Below are 12,528 nucleotides of genomic sequence, written 5' to 3'. Positions count from 1 at the left end.
GTGCGCGGACTCACTCCCGCAGGTGCCTCGTTTCGATGGACAATGGCCCGGTGACCGCTACCTTCCTCTACGACGGCGACTGCTCGTTCTGCTCGTCGTGCGTCCGGTTCATCGAGCGGTTCATCCCGACCCGGGCGACGATCACGCCGTGGCAGTTCGCCGACCTCGACGTGCTGGGCGTCACCGAGGCCGCGGCCACCGACGCGGTGCAGTGGGTCGAACCCGGCCGGCCGGTGCTGGCCGGGCCGGTGGCGATCGCCCGGCTGCTGCGCACCAGCCCGCGCCGCGTCTGGCGGCCGGCGGGCATGCTGCTGGGCCTGCGCCCGGTCACCTGGCTGGCGTGGCCGGTCTACCGCTGGGTGGCGCGCAACCGTCACCGGTTGCCGGGTGGCACCGCCGCCTGCGCCGTCCGGCCGCCGGCCACCAGCTGACGCACGCGAGCGATCGGGCGCACGTTCTCCAGGGGCAGGAAGCTCGTCATCGCGGCCAGGTGCGGCAGGAACGAGATCGTGATCGTCGCCATCACCATCACGTGGAACGCGTAGAAGCCGCCGATCGCGCGCAGCCGCCACTTCCGCGGCAGGAAGAACACCAGCGGGCTCAACAGCTCGAACGCCATGATCCCGAACTGGCTCACCACCATCAGGTTCGGGATCTTCACCAGTTCGTCGGCGAACCACGTGCCGCGGCGCACCACGGCCCGGGTGAGCGTGGCGCCGGTGAGCCAGCCGATGCCGCCGAAGCGCAGCTTCGCCCACGACGCCAGGAAGTACGCCGCGATCACGCCGAACTGGGTCATGCGCAGCGCCCAGCCGCCGCGTTCGGTGAGCGTCCGGTCGCCGTGCCGGGCCGGGCCGGCCGTCGGCAGCACCGCCAGCGCGACGAGCAGCCCGAAGCGGTCGTGGTCGACCTTGCCGTAGCTCATCGCGATGATCATCCACTCGAAATAGAGCAGGAAGATCGGCCAGCCGAGCAGCCGGTGGGCCCGGCCGCTGGCGGCCACCAGGGCCGCGGCCAGCAGGATCCAGAAGATCGAGAGGACGATGACGCGCGTGGGCACCGGCAGGTGCAGCACCCGGGCCACGAACAGCGGCCGGTACAGGTCGCCGGGCACACCGGCGTGCGCGCGCACCCAGCCGGTGAAGAACGTGATGTCGGCGGCCACGAACAGGTACACCACCGTGCGGAACGCGGCGATGCGGCCCTTCGGCACCGGCTCGGTGAGCCACCGGATCACGCGGTCCACTCGGCCACCACCTCGTCGGTGTAGTGCCCGGTCGGCCCGGACCGGCTGATCTCGTGATGCCGCAGCACCACCGCCACCCGGGCCACCTTCGGCGCCGACGGGTTGTGGGCGCGGTAGGCGTCGGCCAGGCCGGCGAGCGCGGCGGGTTCCCGGCGGAACCGGTCGAGCTGACCCTCGACCTCGGCCCGCCGGACGCCGCTGTTCGCCTCGGTGAGCACGATCGTGCGCCCGTCGACGTCGACGACCTGGGCCCGGGCGATCGAGATCGGCTTGCTCCACGCGTCGGTGGTGGCGAACATCCGGAACGGGCCGAACGGGAAGTGGTCGTCGGTGCCGAACAGCGTGCCCGCGAGCAGCACCGCGAGGCCGACGGCGGTGATCACCATCCGTAGGGTGCGACCGCGCGGCGAGAGCAGATCGTGCCCGGTTGTCGACCCGATGGGCGGTTCGCCGGGCGATTCGGGGTCGGTGGTGGCCTGGGTCATCGCGCGCACCCTATACCGCCCGTGTGCGATACGTGCGAATGCACGTGCACGGGATTACGGAAAGTAGCTGCACGTGCATTTTCCGCGGCATCTGGGAGCGTTTCCACACTCAAACGAAGATCTCTGTTTGGTAAATGTGACGCCCGTCTCTTCACGTACCGTCGCGGAGCCGCCAAACTAGTCGCTAACAGAGCGTGGGCGGCGGGTGCCGGGGAGGGCCCCGCCGCTCATTGCGTCCGGGGTAAAACATCCGGGTACCTCCTCTTCAGGGAATAGCGGGCATATGCTCCACCTGGGAGGTCACCATGTGGAGCCAGCCCACGCCTACCAACGCCGGATTCCGGCTGGGATTCGCCACGTCGCTGGCGCCCGGCGACTGGGCGCTGCTGGTCCGCCTGCCGTCCCGCGTGCTCGCGGCGGTGCTGGCCGTACCGATCGATCCCCCGCCCGTCAGCGCGGGCCTGGCCGGCCTGGCCACGATCGCGCACGCCCGGGTGGCGCCCGCGGGGCTCGTCCGCGAGGTGGCGACGGCGATCTTCGCCACCGTCGAACCGCCCGCCGACACCGGCTACTGCGTGCAGGACGAGTGCGTCCGCGCGGGTTTCGTGCTCGCCCAGCGGGTCCCGTCCGCCGAGGCGGAGGCGTACCGGGCCTGGGTGCGGCGCGTCGGTGAGGCGGCGGCCGAGCCGATGGCAGACGATCCGGTCGGCACGTCGCAGGCGTGCCTGCTCGACGACTTCGAGCAGGCCCTGGCCGGCTGAACCGCCGGGGCGGGCGCTGTACCTTGCCTCCATGGAGGCCCCCGTGGAGGAACAGGTCGGCGTCGGCCCGTGGGAGGGGCCCTGGCCCACCGATCCGCGCTTCGACCCGGAACTGCTGGCCGGCGGCGACCGGCGCAACGTCGTCGACCGGTACCGGTACTGGCGGCACGACGCGGTGGTGGCCGACCTCGACGGACGCCGGCACGACTTCCACGTGGCCATCGAGAACTGGCAGCACGACTTCAACATCGGCACCGTCGTACGCACGGCGAACGCCTTCCTCGCGCGTGCGGTCCACATCGTCGGCCGGCGGCGGTGGAACCGGCGCGGGGCCATGGTCACCGACCGCTATCAGCACGTGCGGCACCACGAAACGATCGAGGCGTTCGTCGCCTGGGCGGCCGCGGAGGGTCTGCCGGTGCTCGGAATCGACAACCTGCCGGGCTCCAAACCGCTGGAGCGGCACGCCCTGCCACGCCGGTGCGTGCTGCTGTTCGGCCAGGAAGGACCCGGTCTGTCCGGCCCGGCCCGGGCCGCGTGCACCGAGTTGTATTCGATCGCGCAGTACGGGTCCACAAGATCGATCAACGCCGGTGTCGCGAGCGGGATCGCGATGCACGCGTGGATTCAGGCACACGCGGATCCACCCGAATAGGTTGACGCGCAGTGGTTCGGCAACGCACCGTAGTGGGATGGGCGTCTCGGTGAGCTGTCCACGATGCGGTGGTTCGGTGCGACCGCCCGACATGATGCACACCGAATGGCGGTGTGACGTCGACGGCGCGGTGCTCCCGTTGCACGTTCCTGTGCATATCGGCCCCGAGATCGTGGAGACGGTGCGGGGCCGCATGGCGGCCTCCGACAAGACAGCGCCGCTGTGGTGTCCGTGGCCACTGCCGCCGGGCTGGGTGGTCACCGGCGTCGGCTGGGTCGGCGACGACCGCAACGGGGTGCGCGGCAGCATCGTCGCCTGCAGCGGCCCGGCGCCCCTGCACGGTGGCCCGGCCGATCTGCTCATCATCGCCGAGGAGCCCGGTGTGGGCCTCGGTACGCGGCTGGCCGGCATCCCCGGGGCCGACCCCGGCCCGTTCGTGGCGAGCGAACTCAACGGCACCCCGCACGCGAAGGTGCGGGCGGCCGGCTGGCCGGCGTCGTTGTGGGCGGTGAAGTCGGCCGAGGACCGCTGCGCCCACGTCGGTGAGGCCAAGGGCTGCTGGCTCTACCTGGTGGCCTGGCCGGCCGGTGCGGGGTACCTGCTCGCAGAAGATCTCACGCTCGTCGACCTCGTCGACACGCTGCCTGGCCAACTGGTGTACGGAGCGCCCTCGCCGTATCTTCACGGTGCGGTGTAGATGCGTCGGACCGTTTGTCGCGAGCACAATTCACCCAAAGGCGTCCGACTGATACGCTGAGTGTCCGCGGCGGTACATCCGTCAGCCGTGGGGAGGGATGGGACCGGGGATGGTCAAGAAAATCCTCACCTGGGGCAGTATCGCGTTCCTGGTTTTTTTCGTCGCGTACCGGCCCGAGTCGGCCGCCCAGGTAGCCAAGTCGATCGGCAGCGGGCTCGCCGATCTCGCTGACGGGTTCACCAACTTCTTCACCAGCCTCGTCAGCTAGCTATGGCTGATCAGGGCTCGCGCGGAGACGGCGAGGACCCTCCGTTCTTCGACCGCGACACCGAACCGATCCCCCGGGCGCGATTCCAGGGCGAGCGAGGTCGGCACGCCGCCGCAGACGAGCCGGCCGGTAACCCCGGCGCCGACTTCGATCCCGTCGACCCGCCGTCGGCCTCCGCCGAGGTGCCGCCCGACGCGGAACCCCGGCGAGACCGTCCGCGGCCCAGCCCCCGGCGCACCGGCGGCCACGGGGAACCACCAGCCACGCCGGTCAGCCCGGCGGTCGGCAGCGCGTCGGCACCCGATCCCGCCCGCCGCGGCCGTGGCGCCTTCGACGATGACGACGACCTCATGCCCGCCGGCGGCTACCGCGGCCGCGGCGCGTCGTTCGACGACGAGCCGACGGCGTTCCAGGACTTTCCCGACTTCGACGACGATCCCGCCCGGTACGGCGCCCGCCAGTCGCACGTCGACGGCTCGTTCGTGGTCGGCGAGCCGATCACCGAGGAGGAACTCGGCGGCCTGCGCGGCGGCAGCACGCCGCTGGTCACCAGCCGGCGGGTGGTGCCGCTGGAAGACGAAGCGAGCACGCTCGTGCAGCGGTACCTCTTCCCCACCGAGAAGTTCCGGGGCGAGTGGAAGCGGCACCCGATCCAGCTTGCGAAGGAGGTCGGCATCGCCGCGGGCGTCACGATCGTCGTCGGTCTGCTGGCGGGATACCTGTCCCGCATCGACGCGGCCAACCAGATCGCCGGGTTCCTCGTGCTGGCCTGGCTCGGCGTCATCGTGTGGGCGGCCTGGAAGATCGTCGACTGGTGGTTCGACCGGTTCATTCTCACCAACAAGCGGGTGATGGTCGTCTCCGGCGTCGTCACCCGGAACGTCGCGATGATGCCGCTACAGCGCGTAACCGACATGAAGTACGTCCAGAGCGCGCTCGGGCGGCTGCTGAACTACGGCACGTTCGAGTTGGAGTCGGCCGGTCAGGATCAGGCGCTGCGCAGCATTCCGCATCTGCCCAGCCCGAACGAGCTCTACCTGCGCATTGTCGAGGAGATGTACGAGCCCGAGGCCGTCGAGGCCCGGCTCGCCGGTGCGCAGGACGTCATCGACGACGGCACCTGAGTCACATCCCGAACACAGTCGACAATGCGTCACAACCAAACACCCCCCTTCGAGCGTCTGATATTTGGGCGTGCTCGGATGGGGGAGGGGTCGCGGTGGCGGACCGGATCGATGAGCAGTTCCGCGAATTCGTATCCAGCCGTTCGGCCGCACTGCTGCGAACGGCGTACCTGTTGACCGGAGACTGGGCGAATGCCGAAGACCTGTTGCAGACCGCGCTGACCAAGACCTACCTGGCGTGGCTCCGGCTCGGCACGATCGACGCGGTCGAGCCGTACGCGCGGCGGGTGCTCGTCACCACGGCCACCAGTTGGTGGCGGCGGCGGTGGCACGGCGAGAAACCGACCGGCTCGCTGCCGGAGACCAGCGGCACCGACGGTGCCGACGAGCGCGCCGAGCGTGACCTGCTCTGGCGGTTCGTGCTCGGGCTGCCGCCGCGGCAGCGGGCGGTGCTCGTCCTGCGCTTCTACGAAGATCTCACCGAGGCCGAAACCGCCCGCCTGCTCGACATCTCGGTGGGCACGGTCAAGAGCCAGGGCGCGCGGGCACTCGCCGCGCTGCGCCGCCGGATGGCCGAAGAGGGCCTGGAACCGGCCGCCAGCCGGTTCGGGAGCAAGGAACTCGCTCCGGGTGGTGCCGTGCGGTGACCGCCCTGGAAGACGCCCTCAGCGCCGCGTTCCGCGAACGCGTCGACCGGCCGGGACCCGACGTCGGTGCCCTGGCCGAGCGCGCGATCGCGCGGGGTCGGGCGTACCGGGTGCGGCGGCTGAGCGGTCTCGCCGCCGCCGTGGTGCTGTGCGCGGTCGTCACGGCCGGGTTCGTGGTCGTGGTCGGCGGCGCGCCCAAGCCGCTGGACTACAGCACCGGCACCGATCTGGCCGCGCCGGGCGAGTACGTCGCCGTGTCGTCGCCGATGCCGCCGTCAAGTTCCGACCTGCCCGTCGACTACGTGCAGGAGCAGTGGCTCTACCTGCGCAGCGGGCGATCGGTCCGGTTGCCGAGCGGGAACGTCACCCAGGTGCAGCGCGCCGGCGACGGCTTCGTCGTGGTCGAGCAGGGTCGAGAGGATGGCGACCAGCGCGCCTGGTACGTCAACGAGCGCTCCGGTGCGCCGATCATGGTGCTCGACAACGTGCGCTCGGTGGCCGTCTCGACCGACGGGGAGGGCCGGATGGCCTGGCTCGCCGGATCGAAGATGTACTACCGGGAGACGGCCGTGCCGGTCGCGCCGATCGCGGCCACGGTGCAGCCGGTCGAGACCGATCGGCCGGCGGCCGGCCGCCCGGTCGGGTTCGTCGGTGACGCGGTGCTGCTCGCCGATTCCGGGCCGGCAGAGCCGGGGTCGACCGGCCCGGAGCGGCACGACCTGTGGTTCCCCGACCGGGGCGACTACGTGCCGACGTGGGCGACGTTCTTCGCCGTCTACGGGGGGCGGGCCAGTTCCGAGCTCGTCGTCGCCAAGCGCGTCGAGAAGCGGGTGTGCCTGGGGCTCGCGCGGATCAACACCCTCACGTTGGACACCGAGGCGTGCCACTACATCGACCGGGCGCCGACCCGCGGCTGGGTGTCGCCGTCCGGGCGGTGGCTGGTGGTGGCCGACGAGCACCAGGCGCAGATGGTCGACCTGCTCGCCGGGTGGCGCACGGGTGCGCAGGTGAAGTGGAGCGTCGACCGGGTGGGGTCCGACGCCGCCTGGCTCGACCGCGACACCGTCGCGCTGCACACGTCGACGGGCGTCGTGGTCCTCTCGCCGTTCGCGCCCGACAAGGCCGTCGAGTACAAGGTCCCCGGGCTTTCGCTGATCGTCAGCCAGTAGCTTTGAGCGGGTGCGCATCGACCTGCATACCCATTCGTCGGTCAGCGACGGCACGCTGGCGCCGGCCGACCTGGTGCGGGCCGCCGCCGGGGCCGGCCTCGACGTCGTCGCGTTGACCGACCACGACAACACGGCCGGCTGGGACGCGGCATCCGCGGCGCTGCCGCCCGGCCTGACGCTGGTTCGCGGGGCGGAACTGTCCTGCCGCTGGTACGCGGTCGATCCGCCGATCTCGCTGCACCTGCTCGGGTACCTGTTCGATCCGGCGCATCCGGAACTGGCCGCGGCGCTGGCCGGCGTGCGGGAGTCGCGGGAGATCCGGGCGAAGCGGATGGTCGAACTGCTGCGCGCCGACGGGGTCGACGTGAAGTGGGACGAGGTCGAGGTCGACGCGGCGGGCGGCAGCATCGGCCGGCCGCACATCGCCCGCGCGCTCGTCCGGCTCGGGCTGGTGCCCACGGTGCGGGCGGCGTTCGAGTCGGAGTGGCTCGGCGCGCGGTACCGCGTCCCAAAGAAAGATCTTGATGTGTTCGAGGCGCTCGCGCTCGTGCGGGCGGCCGGTGGGGTCACGGTGTTCGCGCACCCGCGGGCGACCGTGCGCGGTCGCACCGTCCCCGACGAGCTCATCGCGGAACTGGCGGCGGCCGGGCTCGACGGCCTGGAGGCCGACCACGAGGATCATTCGCCGGCCGAGCGGGAACACGTTCGTGGGCTGGCCGGCGACCTCGGGCTGCTGGTCACCGGATCGAGTGATTTCCACGGATCGAACAAGACCGTGCGCCTCGGCGCCTGCACCACCGCACCCGACCAGTACGAACGCCTTTTGGCGGCGGCGTCCTGATTTCTTGTCGTACCTCGGTGGCAGGATGGCCACGTGCAGCAACCCGGTCTGTTCGATGCCCCGCCCCGGCTCTTCACGTGCACGCCGAGCAAGCTCGGCGCGTACGAAGACTGTCCGCGCCGGTACCGGTTCACGTACGTCGATCGGCCGTCGCCGCCGAAGGGTCCGCCGTGGGCGCACAACTCGCTCGGCGCCAGCGTGCACACCGCGCTGAAGAACTGGTACGGGCTGCCGGCCGAGCGGCGCACGCCGGCGGCGTTGCCCACGCTGCTGAAGGCCACCTGGGTCAGCGAGGGGTATCAAGACGGCGAGCAGGAGCGGGCCGCGTTCCGGCGGGCGCTGGGCTGGCTCGAGTCCTACCTGGCCGAGGCCGATCCGGCCGACGATCCGGTCGGCGTCGAGCGCACGGTCGCCACCCGCACGCCGGTGCTCGCCCTCTCGGGCCGGGTCGACCGCATCGACCGGCGCGGCGACGAGTTGGTGATCGTCGACTACAAGACCGGCCGCTTCCAGCCCACCGGCGACGACGCGCGGGGCTCCCGGGCGTTGGCGCTGTACGCGTACTCGGCGCAGCGCACGTTCCGCCGGGCGTGCAGCCGGGTCGAGCTGCACCACCTGCCCAGCGGCACGGTCGCCGCCCACGAGCACACCGAGGAGTCGCTGGCGCGCCACCTCCGGCGCTCCGAAGCCACGGCCCAGGACGTGATGGCCGCCGAGAAGCGCCGCGCCGACGGCGACCCGATCGACGAGGCGTTCCCGCCAGCACCCGGGCCGCTGTGCGGATGGTGCGACTTCCGGCGGAACTGCCCGGAGGGGAGTTCCGCGGCACCGGCGAAGGAGCCCTGGGCCGCGCTGTCGCAGGGTTAGGCGCGGGCTGTTCGCGTGCGGCCATGCTGCGGTCGGCGGGCTGGCCGCGTGCGGTCGGCGGCGGTCGGCGGCGGTCGGCGGCGGTCGGCGGGTGTCGGCGGGCGGGTGTCGGGGTCAGACCGGGTGGCCGGCGGCGCGGGCTCTGGCCATCGCGCCCTTGTAGATCGGGCCCTCGATCAGGCGGCGCGGGATCGTGCTGAGGCTCGCCCGGAGCAGCCGGATCAGGAGGGAGGCGGCCGGATCGGTGGCGGCGATGCCGGGGAGGCCGTACCGCTGCCGGGCCCACGCCGGTAGCAGGCCGAGGGAGAGCGCGGCGACGCCGGTGTAGACGCCGCGCAGCGGCGTCCAGCCGAGGCCGAACGGCATCGGGGGCACGGCCATGAACAGCATCGACTCCACCGTGTCGCGGGTGGTGGCCAGCTGCGGCTGCATCTTCTCGTAGTACGCGGCCACCTCGGCCTGGCTGGCGGGCACCGTCGCCGGGTCGAGGCCGACCAGTTCGGCGGCGCGTAGTTGCTCGCGGTAGTACCCGTCGGCTTCGTCGTCGGTCAGCTTCACGCCGGACCGGCGGGCGACGTCGAGGAACGACTCCTGCTCCACCACGTGCACCCATCTCAGCAGGTCGGGATCGTCGAGGCGGAAGCGCTCGCCGGTGCGCGGGTCGGTGGCGTGGAGCTTGCTGTGGATGTACCGCACGTTCCGGCCGGCCTTCTCGGCGTCGGCGGTGGTGCCGTAGTTGACGGTGACCACGTAGGTGGCCGTGGTCTCCAGCCGGTGCCAGGGGCGGGTGCGGAAGTCGGAGTTCTGCACCACGCCGGCCAGGGCGCGGGGGTGCAGCGACTGCAGGAGCAGGGCGCGCAGGCCGGCCACGATGAGGATCGGCTCACCGTGCACCCGCCAGGTGACCGAGCCGGGGCCGAACAGTCCGAGGTCGCCCATGGCTTCCACGTTATCCCTGGCAGTTGGCGCAGAGACCCCAGTAGGTGACCTCGGCCTCGTCGACCAGGAATCCGGCCGCCTCGATCGGGTCGAGGCAGGGAGCGGCGCCGGTGGCGCAGTCAACGTCGGTAATCTGCCCGCATTTGCGGCATACCAGGTGATGATGGTTGTCACCGACCCGTGCCTCGTACCGGGCCGGGCCGCCGGCCGGCGCGATCCGCCGGGCCAGCCCGGCCGCGGTCAAGGCGCCCAGAACGTCATAAACCGCCTGGACGGACACCGACTCGAGCCGCTCGCGGACCTGGGCGGTGATTTCTTCGACGTCGAGGTGGGCGCGGCACTCGGTGAGCACCGCGAGCACAGCCAGTCGCGGCCGGGTGACCCGTAACCCGCGGTCGCGAAGAAGGCGCTCGCCGTGCATCTCGCAATCGCATCACGAAGGTCACCGGACCGACAAGATTTGAACCGCTCTCACCGATGATCCGTAGGCTGAATTGATTGCGCGATCAACGACGACCGAGGAGGCCCCCGTGTTCGAGGAGTTCAACGGAATTCCCATGCACCCCCTGTTGGTGCACGCCGCCGTCGTCTTCGTCCCGCTGCTGGCCCTCGCCGCGATCGGGTACGCGTTCGTCCCGCTGATCCGGCCGCACCTCCGGTGGATCCTGGCCGCGTTGGCGGTCGTCGCGCCCGGGTCGGCCCTGTTCGCGAAGCTGTCCGGCGACGCGTTCTTCGACCGGGGCCTGGCGCGGGGCAATATCACCGAGGGCTTCATCCCGGTGATCGAGGAGCACCAGTCGTTCGGGACCATGACCCTGTACTGGACCATCGCGCTGGGCGTCGCCACGCTCGCGCTGGTGTACGTGGTGGCGCCGCGGATCGCCGCCGTCGGTACCGCCGTCACCAGCGGACCGGCCTGGCGCACCAACCCGATCCTGAAGTGGATCCTCGCCGGGGTGGTGACGGTGCTGGCAGCGGTGTCGATCTACTACGTGTTCCGCACCGGCGACAGCGGTGCCAAGGCCGTCTGGGACGGCAAGTAGCTAGAACAGCGCTCTCGCGCAGAGGACCAGCAGGAGCACCAGGCAGAGGGCGCCGACCACCAGGCCGATGCCGGTGGTCAGCGTGCGGGCGGCCTGTTCCTCCACGTCGATCCGGTCGTGGTCCTGCTCGGGGAGCGTGCCCGGCGGCGGTGGTTCGGCCACGATCGGCGGGCGCCACGCGGCCGGTGGCGGGTTCGAGCGGGGCGGGCCGGCGTACTCCGGGATTGCCGGGGTCGCCGGCCCCGCGCCGTTCGCGGATCCCCCACCGGCTGATCCGCCGGCCGATCCGCCGGCCGCGCCGGCAGGGCCGGCTGATCCGGCTGCGCTGGGCGAGCCGGCGCCGCCGGCCGAGCTCGCTGAGCCGGCAGGGATCGCCTGGCCAGCGGGTGGGCGGGCCCACACCTTGTCTTCCGGCCGGGGTGCCGGCAGCGGACGCGGTGGTGGTTCGGAGGCGGCCGGCCCGCTCGGGGTCTGGTTGCCCGGCTGGCCCGACGGGCGGCGCCAGGCTTCGTCGTTCGCGCTCATCAGCGCCAACCTATCGCGGCGCTACTCTGCACACGTGGGCATGTACGACGAGGACCGTGAGGTCCAGCTGACCGAGGAGTTCGTCATCCTGCCGGATCAGACCTCCGACGACACCGACGCGGGTTGGGGCGAGCACGCCCAGCGCAACGACGACCGGCTGCTGGCCGAGCGCCCGCCCCACTGGGACTAGGCGGCGGGAGCAGGGCTCTTCGACGACGAGTCGGACTTCGCCGACGACTTCGTCTCGGTCTTGGTTTCGGTCTTCGTCTCGGTCTTGGACTCCGACTTCGACTCGGAGCCGGACTCGGACTTCTCGGCCGGCTTGCTCGACCCGCCGGACTTCCCGCCGTTGCGGGAGTCGGTGCGGTAGAAGCCGGAGCCCTTGAAGACAACGCCGACCGCGGAGTACACCTTGCGGAGCCGCCCCTCACACTCCGGGCACTCGGTGAGCGCGTCGTCCGAAAACGACTGGACCGCTTCGAGCTGGTGGCCGCACGCGGTGCACGCGTACTGGTAGGTCGGCACGAAAACCCTCCACAGGCTTGCACACGGTACTGGCACTCCGGGACTTCGAGTGCCAATGGTGCGTCATGAACCGCCCAATCGTCCAGTCGGGTCCGGGTGCGGGCCGGGAGCGGCTCACGAGATCCAGTGGACGCCAGCGGGCGTGACGTACCCCTGCACCGGCCGGTCGTGCGGCTCCATCGGCACCTCGGCCACCACCTCGGCCTCGTCGACCACCGCCAGCGCGGGTACGACGCCGGCCACCCGGGCCAGCACCCGGTCGTAGGAGCCGCCGCCACGGCCCAGCCGTCCACCGCGGGCGTCGACCGCCAGCGCGGGCACCACGAGCAGGTCGGCGCCCAGCACGGCCTCGACGCCCAGCCGGGTACCGGTGGGCTCCGACAACCCGAACCGCCCCGGCGCCAGCGTGCCGTCGAAGACGGCCCAGTCGAGGTCGTTGTCCGTACGGACCACCGGTAGGAGTAGGCGCGGTACGCCGGTGAACGTCTCTACGTCTCCTGGCTCTTGCCGAAGCGGGACGAAAGCCGCGACCACTCCACGCGCGAGCGGTGCGAGCGCGGCGGCGATCGCGGTGTCGCGACGCCGCCGCTCCGGGCCGGGCACGGCCAGGCGAGCCGCGAGCAGCGCCGCACGCATGGGTGGTTTGGCCGGCGCAACCCCCGATGGGCTGAAATTTGACACAACGCTCCTTACTGTCCGACTTCAAGGCCTCACACTTTGTGACAGCATCGGATAC

Annotated in this window: 19 protein-coding genes; 12 read left to right on the top strand and 7 right to left on the bottom strand. The window is 71.5% G+C overall.

Going from position 1 to position 12,528, the window contains the following annotated elements; translation table 11 throughout:
* The first annotated feature begins 50 nt into the window (after nucleotides 1-50).
* The gene (locus Vau01_RS05970) at nucleotides 51-431 is read left to right on the top strand and encodes a thiol-disulfide oxidoreductase DCC family protein (protein WP_239151346.1); all 381 of its coding nucleotides are present in this window, start codon (nucleotides 51-53) and stop codon (nucleotides 429-431) included.
* On the opposite strand, the gene Vau01_RS05965 is transcribed toward Vau01_RS05970, so the two are convergent.
* Nucleotides 374-1,246 (bottom strand): MFS transporter permease, encoded by an 873-nt coding sequence (locus Vau01_RS05965; RefSeq protein WP_203988141.1) that lies wholly within the window; start codon nucleotides 1,244-1,246, stop codon nucleotides 374-376. The two genes, Vau01_RS05970 and Vau01_RS05965, sit on opposite strands and share 58 nt — an antisense overlap.
* Complete coding sequence (locus Vau01_RS05960) at nucleotides 1,234-1,731, bottom strand: hypothetical protein (protein WP_239151345.1); 498 nt, start codon at nucleotides 1,729-1,731, stop codon at nucleotides 1,234-1,236. Before Vau01_RS05960 ends, Vau01_RS05965 begins: the two co-directional genes overlap by 13 nt.
* Before the next feature lie 305 nt (nucleotides 1,732-2,036).
* Between Vau01_RS05960 and Vau01_RS05955 the strand changes: the two genes are divergently transcribed.
* The 9 genes from Vau01_RS05955 to Vau01_RS05915 all read left to right on the top strand — a co-directional run bounded on the left by Vau01_RS05955 (nucleotide 2,037) and on the right by Vau01_RS05915 (nucleotide 8,760).
* Complete coding sequence (locus Vau01_RS05955) at nucleotides 2,037-2,492, top strand: hypothetical protein (RefSeq protein ID WP_203988140.1); 456 nt, start codon at nucleotides 2,037-2,039, stop codon at nucleotides 2,490-2,492.
* A 31-nt stretch (nucleotides 2,493-2,523) separates the two neighbouring features.
* A complete protein-coding gene (locus Vau01_RS05950) occupies nucleotides 2,524-3,147 on the top strand; it encodes a TrmH family RNA methyltransferase (protein WP_203988138.1) in 624 nt (207 codons plus the stop codon).
* A 37-nt stretch (nucleotides 3,148-3,184) separates the two neighbouring features.
* Nucleotides 3,185-3,844, top strand: coding sequence for a DUF6758 family protein (locus tag Vau01_RS05945; RefSeq protein ID WP_308440438.1), 660 nt, complete (start codon nucleotides 3,185-3,187; stop codon nucleotides 3,842-3,844).
* A gap of 109 nt (nucleotides 3,845-3,953) precedes the next feature.
* Nucleotides 3,954-4,112 (top strand): hypothetical protein, encoded by a 159-nt coding sequence (locus Vau01_RS05940; protein WP_203988137.1) that lies wholly within the window; start codon nucleotides 3,954-3,956, stop codon nucleotides 4,110-4,112.
* 68 nt (nucleotides 4,113-4,180) lie between these two features.
* Nucleotides 4,181-5,236, top strand: a complete 1,056-nt coding sequence (locus Vau01_RS05935) for a PH domain-containing protein (protein WP_373320196.1) — start codon at nucleotides 4,181-4,183, stop codon at nucleotides 5,234-5,236.
* 95 nt (nucleotides 5,237-5,331) lie between these two features.
* Nucleotides 5,332-5,883, top strand: a complete 552-nt coding sequence (locus tag Vau01_RS05930; protein ID WP_239151344.1) for a SigE family RNA polymerase sigma factor — start codon at nucleotides 5,332-5,334, stop codon at nucleotides 5,881-5,883.
* Nucleotides 5,880-7,052 carry a hypothetical protein gene (locus tag Vau01_RS05925; protein ID WP_203988135.1) on the top strand — a complete coding sequence of 391 codons (1,173 nt, stop codon included), beginning with the start codon at nucleotides 5,880-5,882 and terminating at the stop codon, nucleotides 7,050-7,052. The genes Vau01_RS05930 and Vau01_RS05925 overlap by 4 nt, the downstream gene beginning before the upstream one ends.
* A 10-nt stretch (nucleotides 7,053-7,062) precedes the next feature.
* A complete protein-coding gene (locus tag Vau01_RS05920; RefSeq protein WP_203988133.1) occupies nucleotides 7,063-7,893 on the top strand; it encodes a PHP domain-containing protein in 831 nt (276 codons plus the stop codon).
* 33 nt (nucleotides 7,894-7,926) lie between these two features.
* The gene (locus tag Vau01_RS05915; RefSeq protein WP_203988131.1) at nucleotides 7,927-8,760 is read left to right on the top strand and encodes a RecB family exonuclease; all 834 of its coding nucleotides are present in this window, start codon (nucleotides 7,927-7,929) and stop codon (nucleotides 8,758-8,760) included.
* Nucleotides 8,761-8,874: 114 nt separating this feature from the next.
* Here Vau01_RS05915 and Vau01_RS05910 read toward each other — a convergent pair whose 3' ends face one another.
* Both Vau01_RS05910 and Vau01_RS05905 read right to left on the bottom strand, forming a co-directional pair.
* Nucleotides 8,875-9,699, bottom strand: a complete 825-nt coding sequence (locus Vau01_RS05910) for an oxygenase MpaB family protein (protein ID WP_203988129.1) — start codon at nucleotides 9,697-9,699, stop codon at nucleotides 8,875-8,877.
* Between the two features lie 10 nt (nucleotides 9,700-9,709).
* Nucleotides 9,710-10,120, bottom strand: a complete 411-nt coding sequence (locus tag Vau01_RS05905; protein ID WP_203988127.1) for a Fur family transcriptional regulator — start codon at nucleotides 10,118-10,120, stop codon at nucleotides 9,710-9,712.
* A gap of 109 nt (nucleotides 10,121-10,229) precedes the next feature.
* Here Vau01_RS05905 and Vau01_RS05900 point away from each other — a divergent pair, with 109 nt between their 5' ends.
* Nucleotides 10,230-10,742: a DUF2231 domain-containing protein gene (locus Vau01_RS05900; RefSeq protein ID WP_203988125.1), complete on the top strand. Its 513-nt coding sequence runs from the start codon at nucleotides 10,230-10,232 to the stop codon at nucleotides 10,740-10,742.
* Here Vau01_RS05900 and Vau01_RS64550 read toward each other — a convergent pair whose 3' ends face one another.
* Entirely contained in the window at nucleotides 10,743-11,267 is a 525-nt protein-coding gene (locus Vau01_RS64550; protein WP_203988123.1) for a hypothetical protein, read from the bottom strand. It abuts the gene before it with no gap.
* Nucleotides 11,268-11,301: 34 nt separating this feature from the next.
* Here Vau01_RS64550 and Vau01_RS05890 point away from each other — a divergent pair, with 34 nt between their 5' ends.
* Complete coding sequence (locus Vau01_RS05890; protein ID WP_203988689.1) at nucleotides 11,302-11,457, top strand: hypothetical protein; 156 nt, start codon at nucleotides 11,302-11,304, stop codon at nucleotides 11,455-11,457.
* Here the strand turns inward: Vau01_RS05890 and Vau01_RS05885 are convergent.
* Nucleotides 11,454-11,792, bottom strand: a complete 339-nt coding sequence (locus Vau01_RS05885) for an FmdB family zinc ribbon protein (protein ID WP_203988121.1) — start codon at nucleotides 11,790-11,792, stop codon at nucleotides 11,454-11,456. The two genes, Vau01_RS05890 and Vau01_RS05885, sit on opposite strands and share 4 nt — an antisense overlap.
* 114 nt (nucleotides 11,793-11,906) lie before the next feature.
* A complete protein-coding gene (locus Vau01_RS05880; RefSeq protein ID WP_203988119.1) occupies nucleotides 11,907-12,428 on the bottom strand; it encodes a 5-formyltetrahydrofolate cyclo-ligase in 522 nt (173 codons plus the stop codon).
* Nucleotides 12,429-12,528: the final 100 nt, after the last annotated feature.

This window comes from Virgisporangium aurantiacum, from assembly GCF_016863635.1.
In the GTDB taxonomy this organism is placed as follows: domain Bacteria; phylum Actinomycetota; class Actinomycetes; order Mycobacteriales; family Micromonosporaceae; genus Virgisporangium; species Virgisporangium aurantiacum.
The sequence above is the reverse complement of the archived record's forward strand: the minus strand, read 5'-3'. Positions and strand labels throughout refer to the sequence as shown.